This is a genomic window from Rathayibacter tanaceti, from assembly GCF_001634385.1.
GTDB lineage: Bacteria > Actinomycetota > Actinomycetes > Actinomycetales > Microbacteriaceae > Rathayibacter > Rathayibacter tanaceti.
In genome coordinates, this window is record NZ_LIIN01000004.1 from 38,038 (window position 1) to 63,754 (window position 25,717).

A 25,717-nucleotide genomic window follows, 5' to 3' on the forward strand; every position below is an offset into this window, starting at 1 on the left:
AACACGGATTCGAACACGGCCGCTCGGCGTGTCGAACGCGACTTCGGGACCGAACTCAGCGGTGCCGCTTCCTGGGATCCACCCCGTGCCAGCGCGACTGAGGAACATCGCTCGCGCGGCAGAGGGCGAGCCAGACCTCGCGCGGCTCCGTGCCGTCGCTGAGTGCGCGCTCGGCGGTGCGCCCGCCGAGTTCGGTGAGGACGAGGTCCGACACGAGGACGCGGGCGTACGCTCCGCCGAACTCGTCATCGACCAGTTGCCGGAACTCGCTCAGCCGCATGCCCCCACGGTAGCCGCTCGCCCGTGCTCTGCTCCGAAGACGACGAAGGGCGCCCGGCCTAAGCCTGGGCGCCCTTCGGGGGGGAACGGGGTGCGGTGAGTGGAGGGAACGGGCGGCTACTGCGTGACGAGGTCCGCGTCGAAGCCGGCGACCATGTCGGCCGGGATGGTGTCGGGAATGGTGTCGATGCCCTCGATGACGGCGAGACGATCGCCGACCTCGCGCATGATCACCGAGATGGGGGTGTCGAGGGCGTCGGCGACAGATGCGAGGATCTCCGAGGAGGCCTCCTTCTGACCACGTTCGACCTCGCTCAGGTAGCCGAGCGCAACGCTCGCCTTGCTCGCCACCTGACGGAGTGTACGACCTTTCTGCAGGCGAAAGTCCCTGAGGACATCGCCGATCTCCTGACGAACTAGAACCACTGGACCCTCCTTCTCCACGTCAACCGCTTGTCGCGCACCTGCTCCGTGAGCACACGCCCGGCCAGGGAGGACGGGAGAGGTGATCGGGGGGCTGGGACGAGAGAACCGGATAGCTGTTCACTACCCGGTTCGTCTTGCGTCGACTCTAATACCGGATGACTGGACTTTGCGTGTGAGCGACACCAGTTGTAACCGGGCCGCAACGCAGCGCATTCCGCGCAGAGGCCGCGCGCGCCTGAGGATCCGCCTCACGCGGTCGGAGCGAGCGCTTCGCGGGCCAGGGCGAGGACTGCGACGACCGCCGCCGATCGGACGTCGGCTCGATCGCCGGCGAACCTGTGTTCGCGCACGAGCTCCTCGTTCCCCAAGACCGCGGCGACGAACACGGTGCCGACGACCGCGTCCCCCTGCGGATCCGGACCCGCAACGCCCGTCGTGGCGAGGCCGAGCGTCGGTTGTCCTTCGGCGGCGAGACGGGACGCGGCGCCCCGCGCCATCTGGACGGCCACGATCGGGTGCACCGGACCCTCCGCAGCGAGAAGATCGGAGTCGACCCCGAGGAGGCGGTGCTTGAGCTCGGTCGCGTAGCTCACCACTCCCCCTCGGAAGACCGCGGAGGCGCCCGGCACTTCCACGAGGGCCGAACTGAGCGCGCCACCGGTCAGGGATTCCGCGACCGCGAGGCCGACACCGCGCCGACGGAGCTCGGCGATCAGCTCCGGGGGCGTCACGGCCGCGCGCGTGCAGCGCGGCTCTGCCGAGCAGCATCGGCCAGGTAGTCGATCCCCGTCGCGATGGTGAGCACGACAGCGGCCGTCATCGTGATGCCGTTCAGCCAGTGCACCCACTCGCCGAGGACGACCCACAGCGGCAGAAGCGCGAGCGAGATCGCCACCGACTGCACGATCGTCTTGAGCTTGCCGCCTCGGGAGGCAGGGATCACCCGGTCGGAGAGCACGGCCATCCGGAACACCGTGATGCCGATCTCGCGCACCAGGATCAGCAGAGTGACCCACCACGGCAGCTCGGCGAGGAGGGAGAGTCCGACGAGTGCGGCGCCGGTCAGGACCTTGTCGGCGATCGGATCGAGAAGCTTGCCGAGGTCGGTGACGAGGCCGCGGCTGCGCGCGATGTGGCCGTCGATCCCGTCTGTCGCGATCGCCACGATGAACAGCAGCGCCGCTGCGATGCGCAGACCGCCGTCTTCTCCGTTGTCGGCCAGGAGAAGCCAGAAGAAGATCGGAGCGAGCAGGATGCGCACCACCGTGATCGCGTTGGGCAGGTTCCAGTTGCCCGAGCGGGCCGAGGAGGGTGCCGTGGGGGTGCTCATCGTGCTCCGCCGTTCGTGGTCGTGTCGGGAGCAGCCGGGGCGGTCACTCGCGTCCGGTCAGGCCCCAGGCGTCCTCGCCCGAGCCTTCGTCGTCGTGGTAGTCGGTGGCGACGGGCCCCGAGGCTCTGCCAGGGGGTCTGCGTAGGGATCGGGCGCGACGGCGGACGGGGCCGAGGCCGCCTCGCCGGGCTCCTCGCCGCGCATCCGTGCCAGCACCCCCGGGAGCTGCTCGGCCGTGACCAGCACGTCGCGAGCCTTCGATCCCTCGGAGGGACCGACGACCTCTCGCGACTCGAGCAGGTCCATCAGGCGACCGGCTTTGGCGAAGCGACACGGAGCTTGCGCTGCAGCATGGAGGTGGACCCGAACTGCGTGCTGACGACGAGTTCGGCCGCCGCCATGAGCAGCTCGAGGTCGTCGCCGATGTCCGAATCGATCTCCTTGCGCTGCGCCTGGACGGTGATGTCCTGGCGGTACTCCGGCTGCGCCTGCCGGGTCACGTGCTCGACGACCTTGGCGATCTCGTCCTCGCGGACCCAGGCGCCCTGCACCCGCATCGGCTTGTTGGTGCCCATCGGGAGGAACAGACCGTCTCCCTGGCCGATCAGCTTGTCGGCGCCGGGCTGGTCGAGGATGACCCTCGAGTCGGTGACGCTCGTCACGGCGAAAGCCAGACGGCTCGGCACGTTGGCCTTGATCAGACCGGTCACGACATCGACACTCGGGCGTTGCGTCGCGAGCACCAGATGGATGCCGGAGGCTCGTGCCAACTGGGTGATGCGGACGATCGAGTCCTCGACGTCGCGTGGCGCGACCATCATCAGATCGGCCAGCTCGTCCACGACGACGAGGAGGTAGGGGTAGGGCTTGAGCACGCGGTTGCTGCCGGCCGGCAGCGTGATCTCGTCGCCGCGCACCGCCGCGTTGAAGTCGTCGATGTGACGGAAACCGAACGACGCGAGGTCGTCGTAGCGCATGTCCATCTCCTTCACGACCCACTGCAGCGCTTCGGCGGCCTTCTTGGGGTTCGTGATGATCGGAGTGATGAGGTGCGGCACGCCGCCGTAGATGGTCAGTTCGACGCGCTTGGGGTCGATCAGCACCATGCGCACGTCCTGCGGGCGGGCCCGCATCAGGAGGCTCGTGATCATGGAGTTGACGAAGCTCGACTTGCCGGAGCCGGTGGACCCGGCGACCAGGAGGTGGGGCATCTTGGCGAGGTTCGCCACGACGTAACCGCCCTCGACGTCTTTCCCGACACCGATCGTCATCGGATGGGTCGAGGTGGTCGAGGCCGGCGAGCGCAGGACGTCGCCGAGCGAGACGATCTCGCGGTCGGTGTTGGGGATCTCGACACCGATGGCGCTCTTGCCCGGGATCGGCGAGAGGATGCGCACCTCGTTACTGGCAACGGCATAGGAGAGGTTCTTGCTGAGCGCCGTGACGCGCTCGACCTTCACGCCCGGGCCGAGCTCGATCTCGTAGCGGGTCACTGTCGGGCCGCGCGAGAAGCCCGTGACCGTGGCGTCGACGTTGAACTGCTGCAGAACCTCCGTGATGGCGCGGACCATCTCGTCGTTGGCGGCGGAGCGCGCCTTCGATGGAGTACCGGTCGAGAGGGCCGCTGCCGAGGGCAGACGATAGGGCGCGTCGTCCTCGAACGACGAGTCGAAGTCGGCCGTCGGGTCGACCTCGACGAGAGGCGCTATGGGGCCCGTCCCGATGACGGGTGGGACCGGCACGGCGGGCGCGACGTCCAGGTCGTCGAGGCGGATGACGTCGGTCGCGTCGTCATCGACCACCCCGGTGAGACCGCCGGCCGCCACGCTCGGACCGCGGCGCGCGAGCGCGGTCTCGGCATCGACGAGCACCTCGGTCGCGGTGGGCCGGGTGGGCGGATCGGCCGGCGCGTCACGCTCCTCCAGGGTGGTGTCGAAGCCCTTCGCTCGACCGCCCGGTCGCTTGGAGCCCTCGATCACCTCGGTGAAGGACTCGATGGGGAGCTCGGTCTGCGCTGTCGGCTCGTCCTCGCGACCGGATTCGGTCCGCCGCCACCAGGGCAGATCGCCGCCGTCCTGCTGCGCCTGCGCCTCCTGCTCCGCCTCCGCCTTGGCCGCGGCCTTCGCCGCCGCCCGCTCAGCCTTCAGGCGGGCCCTCTCCTCGTCGTCGAGCACGGGGGCGCCGAAGAGGTAGCCGTAGAGCTCGCGCGAGCGTGCGCCGACGCGGTTCGGCGGAGTCTTCGTGATGATGAACAGCGAGAGCAGGATGACGAGCGAGAGCACCACGGTGGCGCCCGGGACGGTCGCGATCGCCGCGAGCGGTGCGCCGACCAGCCAGCCGAGGACGCCTCCGGCCGCGGCCATCGTCTCGATGCCCTGACCGGGCTGCGGCTGACCGAGATGCGCGTGACAGAGGCCCGCCGAGGCGACCAAGAGGGCCGTCAGGCCGACGCCGATCCGGCCGTTGTCGTCGACCGAGCGCGGATGGCGGAACAGCCAGAGGGAGAAGAGGAGCAGCACCACCGGCAGCACATAGGCGACACGCCCGAAGACCCCGCCGAAGGTCCAGGCGTCGAGCACGAGTGCGACAGGATGCGTCGCGAGGAACCACTCGACCACGGCCCCTGAGATCGCGAGCAGAAGGAGGAGGAAGGGAACGCCGTCGCGGCGCTCCTCCTTGGCGAGCCGCTCGGGGCCGAGAGCGCGCGCCGCGCCTCCGGCGAGATGGGCGAGGCTCATCCAGACGCGGACCGCGAGGTTCGTGCGGGGCGCCGCCTCGAAGGCGACGGTGTTCGTCGAGGCGGCCGCCTTGCCCGAGCCGCGGCTGGATCGCGGCGCGCCGGAGCGTGGAGCGCTACTGCTGCGCCCGCGCGAGGTGGTCTTGGTACTGGTCGCCATGCTGCCACCGTACCCGCCGCCCCGGTCGAGACCGGTGACCCGCGCCGGAGGCGGCACAGCCTGGCCCAGACGGGCGCCTGTGGAGGGAGGCCTACCGCTCAGGCCTCGGTCGACCACCAGGATCTTGCCGTCGATCTCGAAGATCGTCCTGTTGCGACCGATCTCGCCCACGCCGCCGAGGGGGATGATGCGGAGGCTGCCGGGCGCAAGGCGGGGCGATCTCGGCACTGGGCATGCGCCCTCCCCTTCTCGGGGATCGTCGGACGTGCCGACCGAGCGGCGTCAGCGGGTGGTGCCCGCGACCTTCGGGAGCGCGCCGCCCGCCGCGGCGTTGCGGTCGGGGCGGAAGTTGCGGAAGTCGACGCCCGGGATGTCGCGGACCAGGCCGAGCTCATCCTCGATGAGGGCGGCCTCGGACTCCTCGGGCCCGACGAGCGGGAGTCTGACGCGGGGGGACGAGATCCGGCCGAGACCGTGGAGGATGTACTTCGCGGCGACGGTGCCCGGGACATGCGTCATCACGGCCCGCACGAGGGGCTCGAGCTGCTGGTGTGCGCGGGTCGCCGCGTGCAGGTCTCCGGCGTTCACGGCGTCGACGATCGTGCGGTAGGGCGAGGCGGCGATGTTCGCGGTCACGCCGATGAGACCGGTGGCCCCGATGGCGAGCTCGGGGAGCACGTTGGCGTCGTCTCCGCAGAAGTACATCAGGTCGGTCTGGTTCAGCACACGGCTGACCTCGGCGAGATCGCCCTTCGCATCCTTGACCGCCAGGATGTTCGGGTGCTTCGCCGCACGGAGGATCGTCTCGTAGCGGATCGGGACGCCAGTGCGCCCCGGGATGTCGTAGAGAACGACCGGCAGGTCGGTCGCGTCGGCGATCATCCGGAAGTGGGTCAGAATGCCGGCCTGCGTGGGCTTGTTGTAGTAGGGCGTCACGATCATGTTGCCGTCGGCGCCCGCCTTCTCGCTCTGGCGGGCGAGCTGCATGGCGTGCGCGGTCTCGTTCGATCCGCCTCCGGTGATGATTTTCGCCCGGCCGGCAGCGACGGAGCGACCGACCTCGACGAGGCGGATCTTCTCGGGGTCGGTGAGAGTGCTCGTCTCGCCGGTGGTGCCGGTCACCACGATGCCGTCGGCTCCGGCGGCGATGCAGTCGTCGATGTGCTTCTCGACTCCGGGCCAGTCGACCTCGCCGTCGGCGGTGAACGGGGTGACCAGCGCTACCAGGACCTGGCCGAAAGGATTCTCCGGAGTTGACACGCTGCCAGGGTAGCGGGTCGCTGCGTCGACCCCGGGAAGGGTCGGCGGCGGCGTCCGCGCCGCGGGTGGGAGAGGTGCGATCTGCAGGAGCGGGTGCGATCCGCCGGACGGCGTGCGATCGACAGGCGATGGGTGCGGGTGAGCGCTCTCCGCCGCTCGCTCGTCGTCGCGGAGGGGATTCCCCGCCCCGAGGGAGCCGGTCGGGCCGGCACCGCCGGTCGGCCTACGGAGCGACGCGGCCGTTGGCGTTGAAAGCGGCGTAGGTCAGGGGCATGAGCTCCTCGAAGCGCTGCTCCATCTGCTCAGCGGCCATCTCTATCTCGCGCTGCGGGAAAGAGGGGAACGTCGAGTCCTCGCGCTTGGTGCGCAACGAGAGGAAGTTCATCAGCGAGCGGGCGTTGAGCGTCACGTACATCGACGAGTAGATGTTCAGCGGCAGCACGATGCGGGCGACCTCACGTGCGACGCCCTCGCTGAGCATCCTCTGGTAGGCCTCGAACGCCTGGGTGCTCGCGCGGCGGGTCTCGGCGACGACGAGCTCGGTCTGCTCCGGAGTGCCCGGCTCGAACGAGTACGCGCCGGGCTTGCCGACCTGCACGAGATTGCGCTGAGGGCCGGGCACGTAGAAGACGGGGCGCAGCTCGCGGTACCGGCCCGACTCCTCGTTGTAGGAGGCGATGCGGTGTCGCATGAACTCGCGGAAGACGAAGATCGGGGCCTGCACGTAGAAGGTCATCGAGTTGTGCTCGAAGGGCGAGCCGTGCCGGTCGCGCATCAGGTAGTTGATCAGGCCGCGGTCGCGCTTGCTCTGCTTCTCGGCGTCCCCCTCCTCGCCGTCGAGGGCCTCGGTGAGCGTCTTCTCGCCCTGCGTCGAGACGCGGGCGGCGAAGAGGACATCGGAGTCGTGGGCGCTCGAGCGGACCAGCTCGACGACGACGTCGGAGCGGAAGACGGGGGCGTTCTGATCGGTGCTGGGGGTGCTCTGGTCGGTCACGGCTTCGACCCTAGGGCACCTGCGCGGCGACTCCCGACGTCACGATCGGGTGCGCGCCTGTCTGCGCGCCTAGCCTTCCTCCATGGAACCGGTGCCGATCGCAGCCTCCCTCGTGGCGCTCGTCATTCTCGGCACGGCGCTCGGCCTCCTGCACCGCCATGCGGCCGGACGCGTCTCCACTCGCTCGCCTACCGGCGAGGCGCCGATCGATCCGGGCGAGCTCGTCCCGGGTGCGCTGCTGGGCTCGAGCGCCACCGTGCTGCAGTTCTCGACCGAGTTCTGCTCCCGCTGCCCCGCGGTGCGGCGGATGCTCGCCGACGTCGCGCGGGAGCGGCCCGGAGTCGCGCACCTCGACGTCGACCTGACGCATCGGGCCGACCTCGCCGAGCGGTTCCGCATCCGGCAGACCCCGACCCTGCTCGTGCTCGATGCGGCGGGCATCCCGCGCAGCCGCATCGGCGGCCCGCCCGCCCGCGCCGTCGTGACCGCCGAGCTCGACCGACTCCAGGAGACGCAATGACCATCCCTCCCCCGTCCGGCACCGTCGACCCTCGCGGCCCGCGCTTCGCCGCCTCCCTCACCGCCGTCCTCCTGCTCGCCACGGTCGCACTCGGCCTCGCGGCCCCGAGCGGCGCGGGCCCGGCAGAACGTGCGCTGCAGCCCGGCTTCCTCCTCCTCGTCATCCTCGCACTGCTCTTCGCCTGGTCGGCGGCGCGTGGAGTCGGCTCGGGACCGTGGTCGGCGCTCTTCCGCCGACTGATCCGGCCGCGCCTCGCTCCGCCCCAGGAGTGGGAGGACGCCCGGCCGCCGCGATTCGCGCAGCTGATCGGGCTGGTCGTGACCGGGGTCGGCGTGCTGCTGCATGTGGCGGGCGTCTCCTCGGCCGTGCCGGTCGCCGCATCCGTCGCGTTCCTCGCCGCATTCCTCAACGCCGCCTTCGGGCTGTGCCTGGGCTGCGAGCTCTACCTCGTGCTCGCACGGGCCGGCCTGCTCGGGCGCTCGGCCGGCTCCCGGGCATGAGGCTCTAGGCTGGATCCCTCGCGGGCGGCCCGCGACCGGCCTCGGGAGGCACCATGAGCGACGCAACCGCACGGCACTCCGACCAGGACGGGACGGGACCGTCGGCCGGATCGCCCCGCCGGGCCGCGCGATCGGCGTCGGAGCACGTGTCGGCACCGCAGCCCTCGCCGGAGTCGGATGCTCCGGCACCTCGGCTCAGGGTCTTGATCTCGGGAGCGAGCGGGATGATCGGCTCCGAGCTCACACGCCAGCTGCGCGCCGACGGGCACGAGATCCTCAGGTTGGTGCGTCACGCGCCGACCGGGCCGGACGAATTCCATTGGGCGCCGACCTCGCACATGCTCGACTTCAGCGTGCTGGAGCGGGTCGACGCGGTGGTCAACCTCTCGGGCGCCTCGATCAGCCGACTGCCCTGGACCGCCTCCTACCAGCGGAAGATTCTGGATTCACGCGTCCAGGCGACGCAGACCATCACGGATGCCATGCGGATGTCATCCGCTCCTCCCGCAACCCTGATCAACGCCTCCGCCGTCGGCTACTACGGTGACCGGCCCGGCGAAGAGCTGACCGAGCAGTCGCCGCGCGGGGAGGGGTTCCTCGCCGATGTCGTCGAGCGCTGGGAGCAGGCGGCCCACCTCGCACCGGAGTCGACCCGCGTCGCGACCGTGCGCACCGGCCTGGTGCTCGGCGACGGAGGCGCGCTGAAGCCGCTCCTCCCCCTCACCCGGCTCGGACTCAGCGGCCCGCTCGGCGGCGGACGGCAGTCGTGGCCCTGGATCAGCCTCTACGACGAGGCTGCCGCGATCCGCCACCTGCTGACGTCGTCCCTCTCGGGCCCGGTGAACCTGGCCGGTCCCGTGCCCGCGACGGCGAACGACGTCATGCGCACCCTCGCCGAGCTGCTGCACCGCCCGTTCGCTCTCCCGGTGCCGGAGAAGGTCATCGAGCTGGCCCTGCGGGACGCCGGCCACGAGCTGCTGCTCTCGAACCAGCGGCTCGTCCCACAGCGGCTGCTCGACGACGGCTTCGAGTTCCGGCACCGCACCGTCGCCGAGGCGCTCGACTGGGTGCTCGCCTGAGCACCCGGTACCGGCCGGAGCACCGCGCGTTCGCCTCTCAGGCCGGAGCGTCGTGCTCCAGCGCGATCGCACGTCGGATCGCTCCGCGGGCCCGCTTGCGGTCGCCGCTCGCATCGTAGGCGAGACCCAGCCGGTACCAGGCGCGCCAGCTCCTGGGCTGCGCGTCCACCGCATCGGCGTAGCTCGGGAACAGGGCGTCCGCCTCCTCGCGCAGCGGACGGCCGCTGGCCCGGGAGTCGAGCACCTCCTGCGGAAGGCCGTCCTCGCCCTCGAGGCGGCGGGCCAGGCGCTCGGCCCGGACTCCGAAGAGCAGTTCGCGCACGAGACCCCACACGCCGACTCCACCCAGGATGAGCAGGCCTGCGCCCATGACGACGCCGGGTACCGTCGCCGCGGCGAAGGCGACGACGGAGTACTGGAGGCAGACGACGAGGTAGAGGGCGAGCAGGACCGCCATCAGGACGACTCCGACGCGGGTCCTCACGGCGCCCTCGTCGCCGCCGCGGCCTGGCCCGACGGCGCCTCATCGGCGAGCGGCGGCTCCTCGAGCGGGCGCTCGGCCAGCGGGGCTGCATCGAAGGCGGCGCGCAGATCGATCAGCGCGTCGAGGCCGACCACCACTCCGGTGGCCGTGCGGACCACATCGAGCGCCCGAAGCACGCCCTGCTCGTACGAGCCTGCGACGTGGTGTCGTGGCGAATGGTGACGGTCTCGCCGGTGCCGCCGAACACGACCTCCTGGCGCGCCTCCACCCCGGGCAGTCGGAGGCTGTGCACCGGCACGCTGGCGACCTGCTGGCCCCGGGCTCGCTGATCGGTGTGCGGAGCCTGCACCGGTCCGAGCTCGGCACGGGCTCGGAGCAGGAGTTCCGCCGTGCGCACCGCGGTGCCGGACGGCGAGTCGACCTTGCGTGCTCCGTGGGTCTCGATGATCTCGGCGGCATCGAAGAAGCGGGCAGCGACGGTCGAGAGAGCCGTGGCGAGGACGGAGCCGAGCGAGAAGTTCGGGATGATCACGACGCCCGCGAGCGGCTGCTCCTCGACGGTGCGGCGCAGCGCCGTAATACGGTCCCCGGTCCACCCCGAGGTCCCGACCAGGACCTTCTTGCCGTGCGCCACGGCGAGATCGACGATCTGCTGGCTGACGGCCGGCACGGTCATGTCGACCACGACGTCGGCGGCGAGCATCGCACGGGGATCGTCGCGCGACCCGAGCCGGGCGACGAGCGTGAACTCGCTCGACGCCTCGATGAGGGAGCAGGTGAACGAGCCGAGTCGGCCGGACGCGCCGACCACGGCGACGGAGGTAGTCACCGCCTCAGCGTAACAACGCGGCACCCGTCAGGGCGTGGCGGCACGACCCCAGCTCCGCACCAGAGTGAGCATCGGGGCGCCCGAGAGCGGATGCGGCACCGGCGGCCCCTCCGGCTGCCAGCCCGCCGAGGTGTACAGGGAGACGGCGCCCGGATTGGCCGTGAGAACGTGGAGCACGGCCGAGGAGGCACGAGCGGCGGACGCCTCCTCCGCTCCCGACAGCAGGAGTCGAGCCAGTCCTCTGCCCTGCGCCCGCGGATGCACAGCGAGGAGGGCGAGGTGGGCCGCCTCCGGCGGGTCGGTCGCGAATCCGCTCCCCGGGGGGAGGACGAGCGCGAAGCCCTGGAGCAGCCCGTCGTCCTCGGCGACGACGAAGGCGAGGGGATCTGCGCTCAGCATCGTCCACGCGCGCTGAGCGGTTCCCGCTGCAGGAGGATGGCCGTCACGGGCGTCGAGGGCGGTGCACCACAGGTCGACGCAGGCCGCACGCTCGGCGCGCCCGCCCGTCCTGAGCCGAGTACTCATGTTCAGCCCGGTGCTCCCGCATCGCCGCTCAATACGGCTGCGCCTCCGGCAGCCCGGTGCGCAGCTCGACGGGGAGGTGCGAGAGATCGTTGTGCACCACGAGCACCGGTGGCTTGCGCGAGCGGACGCGGATGATCGTCAGGCCGCAATTGGCCTGGTTCACTCCCAGCCAGCGCCAGTCCGGAGCGTCGAAGACATGGCGCACGAACCAGCCGATGACGAAGTTGTGGGTGATCAGGAGGTCGTGCCGGTCATCACGGGAGGGGGCAAGGAACTCCGCGACCGCGTCCTGCATCTGCGCGTGACCCGCTTCGATCTCGGCCGAGGTGACACTGCCGAAGAACGGCTCGAACGCTTTCGGCATGTCCGGAGTCGGGCCCGACGGGATGCAGTCGAACAGCAGCGAGGAGGGCTGCAGCGGAAGACTCGGGAGCAGCGCCTGGAACCGAGCGGCCGTCTCCTCCGCCCGACGCAGCGGCGAGTGCCACGCGCCCGTGAACGGGACGCCGCCCAGACGCTCGGCGATGAGCCGAGCCTGACGCTCGCCGCGCGCCGACAGCGGCCCGTCGGGCAGGCCGTGTTCGGCGTCCTGCTGCTCGCCGTGGCGGACGAGGTAGATGTAATGGGACACGGGAGTCCTCCCTGGTGCGGCGCGACGGTGCGTGATCAGCGGGCGAGCGACGATCGGTCAGATCGCGGAGACGCTCGCGACCCCGGTGATCCCGGCGAAGGTCGACGGGTCGATCGCACCGACGGCCGAGATCGACAGAGGCCCCCCGGCCAAGTCTGCCGCGAGTGCCTGGACGTCCTCCGCGCCGACGAGGGCGAGTCGCCGCAGGCTCTCGTCGAGGTCGACGAACTCGCCGAACGTCAGCTCGGCGCGGCCCAGGCGTGACATGCGGGTATCGGAGTCCTCGAGCGCGAGGGCGGCGGCTCCCGAGAGCTGGCCGCGAGCTCGGGTCAGCTCGTCGGCGCTCACGCCCTGCTCGGCCAGACGGTGGAACTCGGCCAGCAGGAGCTCGGCGACAGTGCCAGCCTTCGCGGGAGTGCAGGCGGCGTAGAGGCCGAACAGTCCGGCATCGGAGTAGGACGGGGCGAAGGAGTAGACGGAGTAGGCGAGTCCGCGCTTCTCCCGCACCTCCTGGAAGAGACGCGATGACATGCCGCCGCCGAGGATGGAGTTGAGGACTCCCATGGTCATGCGGCGGTCGTCGCCGGCAGCCAGGCCGGGGAAGCCGAGGAGGAGGTTGGCCTGCTCGGTCGGACGGTGGACCACCGAGAGCGCGCTGCCGCGGGCGTACACGGCGGTACCCCCGACTCGACGCTCGACCGGGGCCGACGGAGTGCCGAGGTCCCAGCCGTCCGAGGCGAGGACGCGCGTGAGCAGACCGACGAGAGCGTCGTGGTCGACGGCTCCGGCAACGGTGACGACGAGGTCGCGCGGGCGGTAGGCGGCACGGTAGTGGGCCCAGACCGCCTCGCGGGTGCCTCGCCGATGGTGGCGGCCGTGCCTCCGATCGGCCGTCCGAGGGCGTGGTCGCCGAAGACGGCCTCGAACAGCCGCTCCCCCGCGACATCGGCGGGATCGTCGTCGGCCATCGCGAGCTCCTCGAGGATGACCCCGCGCTCCGTCTCGAACTCGTCCTGGTCGATCAGGCTCGAGGTGACCATGTCGGCGATCACCTCGACCGCCATCGGTAGGTCGCGGTCCTGGATCTTGGCGTAGTAGCAGGTGTATTCCTTGGCGGTCAGAGCGTTGTGCTCGCCGCCCACGGAGTCGAAGGCCACGGCGATGTCGAGCGCCGAGCGCGTGCGCGTCCCCTTGAACAGCAGGTGCTCGAGGAAGTGCGTCGACCCCACGTTGGAGGGCACGGCGGGCTCGGAGCCGGACGCCGAGCGGCCGGCCCTCTCATCGCGCGAGCCCGCGGCCACCCAGAAACCGATCGTCGCGCTCCGCGCGCCAGGCACCGCCTCGCTGAGGATGCGGACCCCGCTCGGGAGGACGGATCGGCGGACCAGCGATCCGCCGGCGGCTGGAATGGTCGTCTCCGGTTGTTCGAGTGGGAGTGGGACACCGTGATTCATCGTGCCCACCCTAGGCCACAGGACCGGAGGCACCGTCAGCACTGGCGCGCTCGGCGGGCGCACCGTCGGAACGCGGTCAGCGGGCGCGCTCGTCAGCGTCGGGCGCGATCGAGGGCGGCGAGGTGGCCGTCGTCGAGGTCGAGCGAGACCGCGCGCATCAGCGCATCGACCTCGGCCGTCGAGCGCGGCGCGACCGTCGCCGCGGCCAGACGCGGCCTGGCGAGGAGCCAGGCGAGGGCGACTGCGGCCGGCGCGGCCGAGAGCTCGGCTCCGATCGCGTCGAGGGCGGTCAGCATACGGCGACCGCGACGGCCGAGGTGGGCGGCGGCGAGGTCACCGTCCGGGAGGCGTCCGAGCTCGCGGCGAGTCCGCTCCACTCCACGGAGGAAGCCGTGCGCGAGCGGGACCGTCGAGAGCAGCGAGAGTCCCTGGCCCGCGGCGACGAGTCCGAGGTCGCCCTCCGCCTCGTGACTCTCGAGCAGGTTGTAACGGACCTCGACCGCGGCGAAGCGCGGGAGGCCGTGGGCGGCCAGCACGCGCGCCTCGAAGAGCTCCTCGGCGACGAAGCCGGAGGCGACCGCCGAGCGGACGAGTCCGCGCGCGAGGAGCACCTCGACGGCACTGAGCAGTTCGTCGAGGCGACCCGCGCCGTCGGGGCGGACCGCGAGCACGTCGAGGCGGTCGGTGCGCAGGCGCCGCAGCGCCTCCTCGACCCGGGTGACCAGCGCACGCGGAGTCGCGGCAGCGCCTGCGGGGGCGCCGAACCGGCCCACGAGGAGGAAGCGGTCGCGGTCGCGGCGTCCGGTGAGCCAGCCGCCCGTCTCCTGCTCGCCGACCGCGGACGAAGCGGCGTCGGTGACGACGACGCCGTTGCCTCCCCAGGCGGCGAAGCGCTCCAGGAGGGCCGCACCGCCCTCGTGGCCGACGGCGGAGGCATCGAGGACGAGGGGGAAGAGAGCGTGCGGGGAGTCGCCGAGCGGGCGGCGGTGCGTCTGGACGACGACGGTCGTCTCGACCGGCCCGGTGGCGGACAGGACGCCGCCGCGACGCGACGCCTTCACGGCTGCAGCGGTCCTGACCCTGGGCACGTCACCACTCTCCCTGAGGCGGTCCGGGTGCCCGCCTCGGGAGAGAGTATCCGAGCGCGGGAGTCGCCGATGCGTCGGAGACGGGACGGTTCACCAGATCGTTACACGGGTGGCACGCCACGGTGCGAAACGCGCCTGCGACCCGTACGACGAGCCCGCCGGTGTCGGTCCTCCCGGCTAGATTCGCCCCCATGGAACCCGTCTCCTCGAGCTCGTCGACCCCCTGGTGGACCAGCGCCGTCGTGTACCAGATCTACCCCCGTTCGTTCGCCGACTCCAACGGCGACGGCATCGGCGACCTCGGCGGCGTCCGCGCAAAGCTCGACCACCTCGCCGACCTCGGCGTCGACGTGATCTGGCTCTCGCCGATCTACCCCTCGCCGCAGCACGACAACGGCTACGACATCTCGGACTACCAGGAGATCGACCCGCGCTTCGGCACCCTGGCCGAGTTCGACCTCCTGCTCACCGAGGCTCACGAGCGCGGGATCCGCATCCTGATGGACCTCGTCGTGAACCACACCAGCGACGAGCACGCCTGGTTCGTGCAGTCGCGCTCCTCGCCGGAGGACCCGAAGCGCGACTGGTACTGGTGGCGTCGCGGGCGCCCTCTCGCCCCGTCCGGGCGGGTGCCGGAGGCGGCGGACGAGGCGCGTCTCGACGTCGCCGAGCCCAACGGCTGGCGCTCGTACTTCTCTGGGCCCGCGTGGACGCTCGATCCGGGCACCGACGAATACTTCCTCCACCTCTTCGCGGTGCAGCAGCCCGACCTCAACTGGGAGAACCCGGAGGTGCGCCACGCGGTGCACGCGATGATGAACTGGTGGCTCGACCGTGGCGTCGACGGCTTCCGGATGGATGTGATCAACCTGGTCTCGAAGGATGTCGACGCGATCGACGGCCCAGCGGGCGGGACGGGAATCGTCGGCGGTGTCGGTCCGCGGCTGCACGAGTTCCTCCGCGAGATGAACGAGGCGGTGTTCGCCGGGCGCGAGGGAGCCTTCCTGACCGTCGGCCAGATGCCCGGCGTCACGCTCGACGAAGCGGTGCTCGTCACCGATCCCGAGCGTCGCGAGCTCGACATGGTGTTCCAGTTCGAGCACGTCGCGATCGACCACGGCGTCGACAAGTTCCACCCGGTTCCGCTAGACCTCGTCGCGCTGAAGGCCAACCTCGCGCGGTGGCAGGACGGGCTCGCGGAGCGCGGCTGGAACAGCCTCTACCTCGGTAACCACGACCAGCCCCGCCTCGTGTCCCGCTTCGGCGACGACGGCGTCCACCGCTACGAGTCGGCGACACTCTGGGCCACCCTTCTGCACCTGCAGCGCGGCACCCCCTACATCTATCAGGGTGACGAAATCGGGATGACGAACGTCCCCTTCGCCGGGATCGACGACTTCCGTGACGTCGAGTCGCTGAACTACTGGGTCGAGGCCGTCGACGGGCGGGGAGAGGATCCCGAGACGGTGCTCGCAGGACTGCGAGCGCAGAGCCGCGACAACGCCCGCACCCCGGTGCAGTGGGACGACGGCCCGCACGCAGGATTCACGACGGGCGAGCCCTGGATCGCGGTGAATCCTAACGCCGCCGAGGTCAACGCGGCCGCCGACCGCGCAGCCGAGCGCTCGGTGTTCGAGTACTACCGCGCGCTCATCGCGCTCCGGCACGAGGACGAGACCGTGCAGCTCGGGCGCTTCTCTCTGCTGGAGCCGGAGCATCCCACCCTCTTCGCCTTCACCCGCAGCGGGCCCGGCGATCTGCTCGTGGTCGGCAACGTCTCGGGCGACCCCCTCGAGGTGCCGCTGCTCGACGAGTGGGAGGGAGCCGAGACGGTGCTCGGCAACGTCGTGGGCGCCACCGGGTCGACGCTCGGGCCGTGGGAGGCGCGCATCCTGCGCCGCTGAGCCCCCGCCTCCCCCGGCTCCGTGGAGCTGCCGGCTCACCGACGACCCGGCGGAAGGAGCCGGTCGTCAGGCGGAGACGCGATCGAGCTGGGCGATGTCGCTGCGGGTGAGCGGCAGTGACGCGGCCTCGAACAGCGACTCCAGCTCTGCTGCGCTGCGGGCACGGACGATCGCGGCCGAGACCTCCTGGTGCGACAGTACCCACGCGAGCGCCACCGTCGCCGTCTCGGCGCCGAGTGCCGCCGCGATCTCGTCGACCGCGCCCAGCACCCGGGTCCCGTGCCGTCCGATGTAGTCGAGACCGGCCTCGAACATCGCCGACTCGGGCTCGTCCGAGCGGTTCCGCAGCGCGCCGGTCAGGAACCCGCTCGCGAGCGGGAGGCGCGCGAGGGTACCGAGGCCGAGACGCACCACCTCGGGAGCGACGTCGACCTCGTAGTCCTTGCGCTCCATCAGGCTGTACTCGGCGACGACCGCCGAGAACGCAGGCAGGGCGAACGCGGTGGCGGCCTCCTGTGCTGCCGCCAACGCCGGCCCGCTGAAGTGGGAGGCGCCGACCGCGCCGACCGAGCCGTCGGCGAGGAACGGGGCGACGGCGGCCAGGCTCTCGCCGATCGGGATCTCCGGGTCCTCGCTGTCGAACGAGAGCAGGTCGATCCGGGTGCCGAGCCGCTCGAGGCTGCCCTCGACGGCGAGGCGCACGTCCTCGGGTGCGAGCCCCGGCGCGTCCGGATGGCGGCCCACCTTCGTCGCGATGAGCATCCGATCGCGCAGGCCGCTCGACTCCAGCCAGCGACCGATCATGTACTCGCTGCGACCGGTCGCGTAGTGGTCGGCCGTTGAGATCAGGGTGCCCCCCAGACGTCCGAAGGCGTCGAGCACCTCCGTGGTGTCGCCGATGCCGGCGGCCCAGCCGAAAACGGAGCCGTCGAGGGCGAGCGGATGCACGGGGAGGCCGGTCCGTCCCAGGGTGCGCGAGAGAGGGGGCGTCTCCGGCTCTGCGGCCGGGGGCGTCGGGTCGGTCACGGAATCCTCCGGTCGGGGCGGTACGACGGCGCTGTCCGGCCACCGTACCCCATGCCCGGAAACGGCGGACGCCGCCCCACCGGAGGGGGACGGGCGTCACGGTCGTGCGGGAGTGATCAGCTCTGGACGGGGGCCTCGACTGCGGCCTCGGCCTCCTCGGCCACGACGGGCGCGAGCGAGAGCTTGCCGCGGTCGTCGATCTTCGTGATCGAGACCAGCAGCTTCTGGCCGACACCGAGGACGTCCTCGACGTTCTCGACGCGCTTGCCACCGGCGAGCTTGCGGACCTCGCTGATGTGCAGCAGTCCGTCCTTGCCGGGCAGGAGCGAGACGAACGCGCCGAACGTCGCGAGCTTGACGACGGTTCCGAGGAACTGCTCGCCGACCTCGGGGTTCGTCGGGTTCGCGATGGCGTTGACCTGGGCGCGAGCGGCCTCGGCCGACGGTCCGTCGACGGCGCCGATGTAGACGGTGCCGTCCTCCTCGATGGAGATGTCGGCGCCGGTCTCGTCCTGGATCGCGTTGATCGTCTTGCCCTTGGGGCCGATCAGCTCGCCGATCTTGTCGACGGGGATCTGCACCGAGATCACGCGGGGCGCGGTCGGGGCCATCTCGTCGGGCTGGTCGATGGCTGCCGTGAGCACCGCGAGGATCGTGGTGCGGGCGTCCTTGGCCTGCTTGAGCGCGGCATCGAGGACCGACGACGGGATGCCGTCGAGCTTCGTGTCGAGCTGGATCGCCGTGACGAACTCGGACGTGCCGGCCACCTTGAAGTCCATGTCGCCGAGCGCGTCCTCGGCGCCCAGGATGTCGGTCAGCGCCGCGTAGCGGGTCTGACCGTCGACGACGTCGGAGACGAGGCCCATCGCGATGCCCGCGACCGGGGCGCGCAGCGGCACACCGGCGTTGAGGAGCGACAGGGTCGAGGCGCAGACGGAGCCCATCGAGGTGGAGCCGTTGGAGCTGAGCGCCTCGGACACCTGACGGATCGCGTAGGGGAACTCCTCGCGGCTGGGCAGCACCGGCACGAGGGCGCGCTCGGCGAGGAAGCCGTGCCCGATCTCGCGACGCTTCGGCGACCCGACGCGACCGGTCTCACCGGTCGAGTAGGGCGGGAAGTTGTAGTGGTGCAGGTAGCGCTTCTTGGTGACGGGCGACAGCGAATCGATCTGCTGCTCCATCTTGAGCATGTTCAACGTGGTGACACCCAGGATCTGGGTCTCGCCGCGCTGGAAGATCGCCGAGCCGTGGACGCGCGGAATGACCTGCACCTCGGCGTCGAGCGGTCGGATGTCGGCGAGGCCGCGTCCGTCGATGCGCACGCCGTCACGGAGGATGCGGCCACGGACAACCACCTTCGTGACGGACTTGTACGCGGCACCGACCTGGCCGTAGGCCTCGGCCGGGAGCTGGCCCGAGGCGATGCGCTCGGCGATCTGCTCCTTGACCTTCGCCTTCAGCGCGTCGTCGGCGTCCTGTCGCTCGACCTTGTCGGCGATCTGGTAGACGCGGACGAGCTCGTCATAGCTGAGCTCCGCGACGTTGTCGTAGGTCTCCTGCGCGTAGGGCAGGAACACCGGGTAGTCCTTGACCGGCTTCGCCGTCTCGGCCGCCAGCTTCGACTGCGCCTCGACGAGGGCGCGGAGGAAGGGCTTCGCCGCCTCGAGGCCCTGGGCGACGACGTCCTCGCTGGGCTTGGTCGCTCCCGCCTTGATGAGGTTCCAGGAGGACTCGGTGGCCTCGGCCTCGACCATCATGATGGCGACGTCGGAGGAGCCGTCCTGGTTGGTGACGACGCGGCCCGCGACCGTGAGATCGAAGACGGCGTTCTCGAGCTGCGAGGCCTTGGGGAACGCGACCCACTGGTCGTTGCCCGATCCGTCGGACATGAGCGCGAGACGCACGCCGGCGACGGGGCCGGAGAAGGGCAGGCCCGAGATCTGGGTCGAGGCGCTCGCGGCGTTGATCGCGAGGGCGTCGTAGAACTCGTCCGGCGCGATGCTGAGGACCGTGATGACGATCTGGACCTCGTTGCGCAGGCCATCGACGAACGACGGGCGCAGCGGCCGGTCGATCAGGCGGCAGACCAGGATCGCCTCGGTCGAGGGGCGGCCCTCGCGGCGGAAGAACGAGCCGGGGATCTTGCCGGCGGCGTAGGAGCGCTCCTCGACGTCGACGGTCAGCGGGAAGAAGTCGAAGTTGTCCTTCGGGTTCTTCGAGGCCGACGTGGCCGAGAGGAGCATGGTGTCCTCGTCGAGGTAGGCGGCGACGGCTCCCTGGGCCTGCTGCGCGAGGCGGCCGGTCTCGAAGCGGACGGTGCGGGTGCCGTACGAGCCGTTGTCGAGAACGGCTTCGGCGAATGTGATTTCAGGACCTTCCAAGAGGTCTGTCTCCTTAACGTCTGCAGCGGCGCCCCTTCTGGGCGCCGGCGTTCGTCGGAGCAGCGGTCCGGTCAGGAATCGAGACGATCCCACGGCAGGGCTTCGCGCCGAGCCGTCGTGTGGAGGGCGTTCCTGCTGGCCACCAGTAGAAAAGCTCCGGGCTGCCGCGACGGGTGTGCCGTGTGAGAACACCTGCCGTGGGGGCGACACTGTGCCGCCGTCCGGGACTCCACCACCGAGGACCAGCTTCCTGCCAGCCTGCTCCGTGGTTCGAACCCGGTGTCGACCGGCGGTCGCTTTCGGGTTCGGAACCGGTTCATGCTATCAGCAGCGGCGCGGTTCATCCATGAATCCGTCGCGGCGATCCGGGCCGGCCCGAGCGCGGGAGGAGACGTCAGCCATCGGTCTCGTGCATCAGCCACGGGTCTCGTGCATCAGCAGCTGGACGCGCAGCTGACCCTTCGCCGTCACGATCCGGGCCGGGATGCGCGGCGACCTCCCCGTCTCCGAGAGTCGGGCGAGGGCCGCGTCGACGACGTTCTCGAGACCACGAGGCACCTGACCGACGAGTCCGGAGGGGCGCTGGGCGGCGAAGAGGCGCACCGGCATCGGTGCGTCGACGCGCTCCTCCTCGAGGGTGCGGCGAGGGATGACGGCGGTGACCTCGTCCTCGCCGAGCGCCAGCACCCGGGCGATCTCCTCCTGGTGCGGTCGGGAGTCAGCGAGCACGAGGAGCGTGCTCCCCCGTCGGGACGTGGGGCGCAGCTCGTAGTCGTAGTCGTCGAGCGTGCCGGAGCCGCGGTCATCGGCGGGCAGGGGGTTCGCATCACCGCGACCGAACGAGAAGAGCTTCATGGCTCCATTGTGGAGCGCAGGAGCCTGCGCACGCTCCGGTCAGGCGGTGCAGCGCATCCGCGCGATGGCCGCCAGCGCCAGGAGCAGCACCACGGCGACGAAGCCGAGCAGACCGGGCACGGCGGGCAGGAGCGCGAGCGCGGCTCCGATCGCCAGAACCGGCACGGCGAGGCGCTGCGGGCGGTAGGCGGGCAGGATCTCGCGGCGCTCGACCGTCTCTGGTACGAGGGCGACCCCGATCAGGAGGACGAGGAACACGGCGTAGGGAGCAACCAGGGGCTCTCGCACGGTCCCGGCGAACACGCCTCCGTGAACGGGCCGCGAGCGAGCCGCCCATGCTGACGAGGGTCGAGACCGCGCGGGAGGTGCCCGGCCTCCCTCCGGACGGGCGATGGCGCGCAGATCCGAGAGGTGCGCGGTGGCCGTCGCGGTGAACGCGCCGACACCGAGCCCGGTCAGCAGGCGAGCGATCGGCAGCGGTTCAGGCGCTGACCGCGTTACTGGCGCAGCGCGCGGGAGTTCCGCAGTGAGCGGTGCCCGGGTGCGCCGCGACCGCTGGCCGAGAGGGCCGTCCCGGTCTAGCCTCCGAGCAGGAGGTGCGGCGATGGGCAGACGCGGCGTAGCGCTCCTCCTCGCTGCGGTGGCACTCGCGACCGCCGCTGCAGCGGGCGTGCACGGGGCGCTGAACGCCTCCGATGAGCCCCGCCGGGCGGCGCCCGCTCAGTGCGTCCAGGCACGGGAGTTGTTGGCCGCCTCGTCCGCTCTCGAGGGTGGTGCCGGAGTACCGGCCGGCCACCTCGTCGCCTGCGTCGACGAGGATCACCGCCGGCTGACGATCCACAACCGCACGCCGGTGGTCTGGAGCCTCGGCGACGCCTCCGTGCGTGGCGTGGCGAGCGGGACCGACGGAGTGACGGGGCTGCTGAGTCTGCACGCGTCGCAGTCCTCGTCCGGGCTGCTGCTCGCGCCGGACTCGGCCGCGTCCGTGTCGGCCGGGGACGGGTGGATCCGGCCGCGGCCGGACGATGCCTCCACGCGCCTCCAGCTCGCCCTCGCGTCCGTCGTGGCGGCGCAGGATCAGGCGATCGGCCCTTCAGCAGGACCCGACAGCATCATCCGGGGCGCCGCGCTGACCTGCGCGGTCGCGGTGGCGGAGTCGGGGACGAGCTGGGCGGTGACCTCGCCGTCGGCCCTCGCGGCCGCCGCGGCCGACCCGGTCTGCAGCCGCGATTGGGAGCGAGCGCAGCGCAGCGCGGCGGCCTGGAGGGTTGCGCTCCCCGCGCTCGCCGACGCGGTTGAGGCTCCCGGACGACGGGAGGCCGATGCGGCGCTAGAGCGGGCGGCGGCCGAGTGGTTCTCGGCGTCGAGCGGTTTCTCGTGGGGTGCCGTCGAGAGGCCCGCACCGCTGCCGTGAGGTGGAAACGCGGAACGGGCCGCCCTCCGCGAGGAGGACGGCCCGAACGGCTCAGAAGTTCGCGGTGTCATCGAGACCGCGCCCTGCTCCCGGAGGAACTAGCGGCGCAGACCGAGACGCTCGATCAGCGAGCGGTAGCGGTTGATGTCCACATCCGACAGGTAGCCGAGGAGTCGACGACGCTGACCCACGAGCAGAAGCAGGCCACGACGCGAGTGGTGGTCGTGCTTGTGCTCCTTGAGGTGCTCGGTGAGGTCTTTGATCCGCTTGGTCAGGACGGCCACCTGGACCTCGGGGGATCCGGTGTCACCGGGGTGGGTCGCGTACTCTTCGATGATCGCCTTCTTGACATCTCCTTCGAGTGCCATATATGGGATCCCCTCTCTCTCGTTGCGCGGTGCCCGGCGCCTGATGCGTGGGCTCTCTTGATCCGCGGCCGTCGAACGGCAACCGGACGAGCCTACCAGAGCAGGGGCAGGATCAGGCGCCGACAGGGGATCAGGCGCCGATCGCCCGGTTCCAGAGCACGACCAGCCACGGCGACACCAGCAGCTCCCAGTAGATGAGCACGATGGCGTTCAGGACGATGCCGATCCAGCCGACGATCGGGACGATCTTCTCGCGGCGGCGAGCGCGGATCGAGGAGACTCCGAGCAGGATCCCGGCGAGGAGGATCGAGTGCACGATCGCCGTGTAGAGGACGCCGATGAGCAGATCGCTGACCGCCTGGTCGCCGGGGTACGCACCGAGCGAGATGAGGGCGTACCACACGAAGAAGGAGAGCGGGACGGCAAGGATCGCCAGCACGATCGAGAGGATCGCAGGACCGTGTCGGCGCCACACGCTCCGCCCTCCGCCGGCCCGCGCAACGCCACGGCGCACGCCCGTCGTCCTCTCGGCACGTCGCGGACCCTCCTGGGCGGCGGTGCGGACCGAGCGTCGCGAGGGGGTGGATCCGGCCGCTCGCGGGGCAGGCGGAGCCTGGTACCCGGGCGCGCCGTCGGGTGACGTGCTCATGCCTCACACCCTAGGGGATGCGTGCTGGGCAGTCGGATCGGCGGCGCGGTGCCCCTCGGCCGGTGGCGGTGACCAGAACAGAACGGCTGACCAGGACTGTTCGCGCCGGAGCCACGACCGCATCCGCGACGTCTCGCCGCTGCACGACTCCCCTCGCGACCGCATGAGTGCGGGGCGGACGGGCGAGCGGGCACGGACTGGCGTGTGGGAGAGCCCGGGGCCCGGTCGACGTCCTCTCGTGCGACGGCGGGCCGGTTCTCGGAGGTCAGTCGCCCGAGGCCGCACCCGCACCGCCGCCGGCGGTGAGCTGCTCGTCCGAGACGGCACCGCTGTCGTCGTCGCGGCCCTCGACGCGGACCGGGCGGTAGACGTGGAAGCCGTCGTCGTCGGGCTCAAGCTCCCAGACGACCTCCACCTCCTCGCCGTCGATGTCGGCGACGCGGGTGAAGGAGCGCTGCGGGGAGCCGTCGATCATCTCGAGGCGGATGCTCTCCCGCTCCGCCCCGCTGTCGAGAATGGCCGTGTAGGTCGAATCGGTGTCCATGCCTCGACCGTAGGCACTGCCACGACGAAGTCACCACCCCTTGCGGCCCTCACCCGCACGCGTAGCGTCGCACCCATGACCGACACCGAGATCCCTCCCGCCGACTCCGACGACCGCGCCCAGATCATCGAGCTGGTGAAGAGCGCGCGGATCGGGCTGCTCACCACCGTCACCGGGACCGGGCAGCTCGTCAGCCGCCCGCTCGCCGCACAGGACATCGACTTCGACGGCGAGCTCTGGTTCTTCACGCAGGATCCCTCACCCAAGGTCGACGACATCCGCGCGAACCCGAGCGTGAACGTGGCGTTCGAGTCGAAGAAGGGCTACCTCTCGGTGGCCGGCTCGGCGACCGTCGTGCACGACCCCGCGAAAGTGGACGAGCTGTGGTCTCCCGCGGTCGCCGGCTGGTTCCCCGACGGCAAGGACGACCCGAGCGTCGCGCTGATCCGCGTCGAGGCCGAGACGGTGGAACTGTGGGCGAGCGACGAACCGCGCCCCGTGGTGCTGTTCGCGGTCCTCAAGGCCGCTGTCACAGGCGGCCGGCCCGACGTGGGCGAGAACCGCACCGTCTCCTTCGAGTGATCCTCCCCTCCGCGAGACGCCGCGTGTGACAGCCGCGCGGCGTGGTTCCGTTCCCACGCTGCGTCCCGCAGGCAGTGCCGTCAGGCTCCGCCGAAGCGCTCCGTGCGGACGCGCTCGGGGGCGTGGCCCTGGTCGACCAGGGCGGTGCGACCGCCTCGACGAACGACGTCGGGCCGCAGACATAGACGGTGGGCTCGAGCGAGGCCGGGAGCACGGCGGCCGCGAGCAGGTCCGGAGTAACGCGGCCGGCCGGGCGCGCCCCACCCGTCGGCGCCACCCGGGTGAACACGCGGTCCACTGTGACCCCGCCCGAGGCCGCCGAACGCTCGGCGAGCGCCGCCAGCTCCTCGCGGTAGTAGACGAACGCGGGCGAGCGCACGGAGTAGAGCAGCTGCATCCGCGCCGCGCTCCCGGCCCGCACGTGCTCGCGCGCCATCGCCATCAGCGGCACCACGCCGCTCCCGCCGGCGATGAGCTGGACCGGTTCGGTCTGCTCGGGGCGCCAGACGAACCAGCCGCCGACCGGCCCGCGGACCTCGAGCCGGTCACCCGGCTCCAGAGCGTCGACCAGGTACGGCGAGACCTCGCCGTCGTCGAGCCGCTCGATCGCCAGCTCGACCCGCTCGCCCTCGGCGGGCGCGCCGATCGAGTACGAGCGGCTCGCCTGATAGCCGTCGGGAGCGGTCAAGCGCACGTCGAGGTGCTGCCCGGCGAGGTGGCCGGGCCAGCCGGGAACGCGGAGCGAGAGCAGGCGCGCGGTGGGCGTGAGCGGAGTGACCGACTCGGCCACCGCCTCCGTCCAGATCACCAGTAGCGCTCCTCCTTCCACGGGTCCCCGTGCATGTGGTAGCCGTTCTGCTCCCAGAAGCCGGGCTCGTCGCCCGGCATCAGGCGCAGCGTCCTGACCCATTTGGCGCTCTTCCAAAAGTAAAGGTGCGGCACCAGAAGCCGTGCCGGGCCACCGTGCTCGGCGGCGAGCGGCTTCCCGTCGAACTCGGTCGCGACCCACGCCTTCCCGCCCCGGATCTCCGCGAGCGGGAGGTTGGTGGTGTAACCGCCGAAGCTCTGCGCCATCACGAAGCCGGCGTCGCTCTCAATGCCCTCGAGCAGGGTGTCGACCGAGACTCCTCGCCAGCTCGTGCCGAGCTTCGACCATCGCGTGACGCAGTGGATGTCGGTGTGCACGTCCTCGTGGGGCAGGGCGGCGAACTGCTCCCAGCTCCACCGTCGGACGCGGACGGACCGGCGTCGATCGAGAAGGCCCACTCGTGGATGTTCGGGGTCGACCCGACCGAGAGGACGGGGAAGCCGTTCTCGAGGTACTGACCCGGCGGGAGGTCCGGATTCGTCTCCCTCTTCCCGAAGAAACCCCGGGTGATGATGCCCATGTCCGCCCTCGTCCTCGGGGCTGCGCCCCGGCTCGCTGGATACCGCTCGTCGCGCTCACGCTACCGCCCGCCCGGCCGCCGCTACAGCATCGGGGCCGCTCCGGCGAGCCCGGGACGGTGTCGGAGGTCGGTGCCAGGATCGGGACATGAGACGAACCGTCGTGCCGCCGTACCTCCTCGTCCGCATCGCCCGCCTCGACGACCCGGCGTTCGCCAGGGCCGCGCGGGCCGCGAGCCGCTCCCTCGAGCAGGACGTGCCCTTCCGCCGCGTCCGGCCCGGCGAGCCCTCCCCCGACCGCGGTGCGCCGAC

At 71.2% G+C, this 25,717-nt stretch carries 24 protein-coding genes and 4 pseudogenes; 6 read left to right on the plus strand and 22 right to left on the minus strand.

What is annotated here, in order from left to right; all coding sequences use genetic code 11:
* Positions 1-55: 55 nt before the first annotated feature.
* The 7 genes and pseudogenes from ACH61_RS01145 to thyX all read right to left on the minus strand — a co-directional run bounded on the left by ACH61_RS01145 (position 56) and on the right by thyX (position 7,186).
* The gene (locus ACH61_RS01145) at positions 56-280 is read right to left on the minus strand and encodes a DUF3046 domain-containing protein (protein WP_068207521.1); all 225 of its coding nucleotides are present in this window, start codon (positions 278-280) and stop codon (positions 56-58) included.
* Between the two features lie 116 nt (positions 281-396).
* Positions 397-705, minus strand: a complete 309-nt coding sequence (locus tag ACH61_RS01150) for a helix-turn-helix domain-containing protein (protein ID WP_068207524.1) — start codon at positions 703-705, stop codon at positions 397-399.
* Positions 706-953: 248 nt separating this feature from the next.
* Positions 954-1,436, minus strand: coding sequence for a CinA family protein (locus tag ACH61_RS01155; protein ID WP_132505630.1), 483 nt, complete (start codon positions 1,434-1,436; stop codon positions 954-956).
* On the minus strand, positions 1,433-2,035 hold the full coding sequence (gene pgsA, locus ACH61_RS01160; protein WP_068207527.1) for a CDP-diacylglycerol--glycerol-3-phosphate 3-phosphatidyltransferase: 603 nt from the start codon (positions 2,033-2,035) through the stop codon (positions 1,433-1,435). The genes ACH61_RS01155 and pgsA overlap by 4 nt, the downstream gene beginning before the upstream one ends.
* Positions 2,036-2,078: 43 nt before the next feature.
* A pseudogene (locus tag ACH61_RS01165) lies at positions 2,079-4,932 on the minus strand (FtsK/SpoIIIE family DNA translocase).
* A gap of 282 nt (positions 4,933-5,214) precedes the next feature.
* Positions 5,215-6,192 (minus strand): 4-hydroxy-tetrahydrodipicolinate synthase, encoded by a 978-nt coding sequence (dapA, locus tag ACH61_RS01170; RefSeq protein WP_068207530.1) that lies wholly within the window; start codon positions 6,190-6,192, stop codon positions 5,215-5,217.
* A gap of 223 nt (positions 6,193-6,415) precedes the next feature.
* Entirely contained in the window at positions 6,416-7,186 is a 771-nt protein-coding gene (thyX, locus tag ACH61_RS01175; RefSeq protein WP_068207532.1) for an FAD-dependent thymidylate synthase, read from the minus strand.
* Positions 7,187-7,268: 82 nt separating this feature from the next.
* On the opposite strand from thyX, the gene ACH61_RS01180 reads away from it, so the two are divergent.
* The 3 genes from ACH61_RS01180 to ACH61_RS01190 all read left to right on the plus strand — a co-directional run bounded on the left by ACH61_RS01180 (position 7,269) and on the right by ACH61_RS01190 (position 9,285).
* Positions 7,269-7,706, plus strand: a complete 438-nt coding sequence (locus tag ACH61_RS01180; RefSeq protein ID WP_068207535.1) for a thioredoxin family protein — start codon at positions 7,269-7,271, stop codon at positions 7,704-7,706.
* Positions 7,703-8,206 carry a DUF4395 domain-containing protein gene (locus tag ACH61_RS01185; protein WP_068207538.1) on the plus strand — a complete coding sequence of 168 codons (504 nt, stop codon included), beginning with the start codon at positions 7,703-7,705 and terminating at the stop codon, positions 8,204-8,206. The genes ACH61_RS01180 and ACH61_RS01185 overlap by 4 nt, the downstream gene beginning before the upstream one ends.
* Positions 8,207-8,409: 203 nt before the next feature.
* Positions 8,410-9,285, plus strand: a complete 876-nt coding sequence (locus tag ACH61_RS01190) for a TIGR01777 family oxidoreductase (RefSeq protein ID WP_269085046.1) — start codon at positions 8,410-8,412, stop codon at positions 9,283-9,285.
* Positions 9,286-9,322: 37 nt separating this feature from the next.
* On the opposite strand, the gene ACH61_RS01195 is transcribed toward ACH61_RS01190, so the two are convergent.
* From ACH61_RS01195 to ACH61_RS01220, 6 genes and pseudogenes are all read right to left on the minus strand, one after another.
* Positions 9,323-9,769: a tetratricopeptide repeat protein gene (locus ACH61_RS01195; protein ID WP_068207544.1), complete on the minus strand. Its 447-nt coding sequence runs from the start codon at positions 9,767-9,769 to the stop codon at positions 9,323-9,325.
* A pseudogene (dapB, locus tag ACH61_RS01200) lies at positions 9,766-10,598 on the minus strand (4-hydroxy-tetrahydrodipicolinate reductase). Before dapB ends, ACH61_RS01195 begins: the two are co-directional and overlap by 4 nt.
* Before the next feature lie 27 nt (positions 10,599-10,625).
* The gene (locus ACH61_RS01205) at positions 10,626-11,123 is read right to left on the minus strand and encodes a GNAT family N-acetyltransferase (RefSeq protein WP_082844912.1); all 498 of its coding nucleotides are present in this window, start codon (positions 11,121-11,123) and stop codon (positions 10,626-10,628) included.
* A 28-nt stretch (positions 11,124-11,151) separates the two neighbouring features.
* Entirely contained in the window at positions 11,152-11,754 is a 603-nt protein-coding gene (locus tag ACH61_RS01210) for a histidine phosphatase family protein (protein WP_068207549.1), read from the minus strand.
* 57 nt (positions 11,755-11,811) lie between these two features.
* Positions 11,812-13,208: pseudogene (locus tag ACH61_RS01215) on the minus strand (M16 family metallopeptidase).
* A gap of 92 nt (positions 13,209-13,300) precedes the next feature.
* A complete protein-coding gene (locus tag ACH61_RS01220; RefSeq protein WP_082844913.1) occupies positions 13,301-14,296 on the minus strand; it encodes an aldo/keto reductase in 996 nt (331 codons plus the stop codon).
* Positions 14,297-14,487: 191 nt separating this feature from the next.
* Between ACH61_RS01220 and ACH61_RS01225 the strand changes: the two genes are divergently transcribed.
* On the plus strand, positions 14,488-16,200 hold the full coding sequence (locus tag ACH61_RS01225) for a glycoside hydrolase family 13 protein (protein ID WP_068207555.1): 1,713 nt from the start codon (positions 14,488-14,490) through the stop codon (positions 16,198-16,200).
* A 66-nt stretch (positions 16,201-16,266) separates the two neighbouring features.
* On the opposite strand, the gene ACH61_RS01230 is transcribed toward ACH61_RS01225, so the two are convergent.
* The 4 genes from ACH61_RS01230 to ACH61_RS01245 form a co-directional block, all read right to left on the minus strand.
* Complete coding sequence (locus ACH61_RS01230; RefSeq protein ID WP_068207558.1) at positions 16,267-17,226, minus strand: aldo/keto reductase; 960 nt, start codon at positions 17,224-17,226, stop codon at positions 16,267-16,269.
* Positions 17,227-17,342: 116 nt separating this feature from the next.
* On the minus strand, positions 17,343-19,607 hold the full coding sequence (locus tag ACH61_RS01235) for a polyribonucleotide nucleotidyltransferase (RefSeq protein ID WP_068207563.1): 2,265 nt from the start codon (positions 19,605-19,607) through the stop codon (positions 17,343-17,345).
* 414 nt (positions 19,608-20,021) lie between these two features.
* Entirely contained in the window at positions 20,022-20,462 is a 441-nt protein-coding gene (locus ACH61_RS01240) for a hypothetical protein (protein ID WP_068207567.1), read from the minus strand.
* 39 nt (positions 20,463-20,501) lie between these two features.
* Positions 20,502-20,765, minus strand: coding sequence for a hypothetical protein (locus tag ACH61_RS01245; RefSeq protein WP_068207570.1), 264 nt, complete (start codon positions 20,763-20,765; stop codon positions 20,502-20,504).
* A 301-nt stretch (positions 20,766-21,066) separates the two neighbouring features.
* Between ACH61_RS01245 and ACH61_RS16645 the strand changes: the two genes are divergently transcribed.
* Complete coding sequence (locus ACH61_RS16645; protein WP_068207573.1) at positions 21,067-21,876, plus strand: hypothetical protein; 810 nt, start codon at positions 21,067-21,069, stop codon at positions 21,874-21,876.
* 98 nt (positions 21,877-21,974) lie between these two features.
* Here ACH61_RS16645 and rpsO read toward each other — a convergent pair whose 3' ends face one another.
* From rpsO to ACH61_RS01265, 3 genes are all read right to left on the minus strand, one after another.
* Positions 21,975-22,244, minus strand: a complete 270-nt coding sequence (gene rpsO, locus ACH61_RS01255) for a 30S ribosomal protein S15 (RefSeq protein ID WP_056042292.1) — start codon at positions 22,242-22,244, stop codon at positions 21,975-21,977.
* A 130-nt stretch (positions 22,245-22,374) separates the two neighbouring features.
* Positions 22,375-22,893: a hypothetical protein gene (locus ACH61_RS01260; RefSeq protein WP_132505618.1), complete on the minus strand. Its 519-nt coding sequence runs from the start codon at positions 22,891-22,893 to the stop codon at positions 22,375-22,377.
* 265 nt (positions 22,894-23,158) lie between these two features.
* Positions 23,159-23,437 (minus strand): hypothetical protein, encoded by a 279-nt coding sequence (locus ACH61_RS01265; RefSeq protein WP_068207580.1) that lies wholly within the window; start codon positions 23,435-23,437, stop codon positions 23,159-23,161.
* A 75-nt stretch (positions 23,438-23,512) separates the two neighbouring features.
* On the opposite strand from ACH61_RS01265, the gene ACH61_RS01270 reads away from it, so the two are divergent.
* Positions 23,513-24,019: a pyridoxamine 5'-phosphate oxidase family protein gene (locus tag ACH61_RS01270; protein ID WP_068207584.1), complete on the plus strand. Its 507-nt coding sequence runs from the start codon at positions 23,513-23,515 to the stop codon at positions 24,017-24,019.
* Here the strand turns inward: ACH61_RS01270 and ACH61_RS01275 are convergent.
* On the minus strand, positions 23,967-24,827 hold the full coding sequence (locus ACH61_RS01275; RefSeq protein ID WP_330220114.1) for an FAD-binding oxidoreductase: 861 nt from the start codon (positions 24,825-24,827) through the stop codon (positions 23,967-23,969). The two genes, ACH61_RS01270 and ACH61_RS01275, sit on opposite strands and share 53 nt — an antisense overlap.
* Positions 24,824-25,407, minus strand: a pseudogene (locus tag ACH61_RS01280) (molybdopterin-dependent oxidoreductase). Before ACH61_RS01280 ends, ACH61_RS01275 begins: the two are co-directional and overlap by 4 nt.
* Between the last annotated feature and the right edge of the window lie 310 nt (positions 25,408-25,717).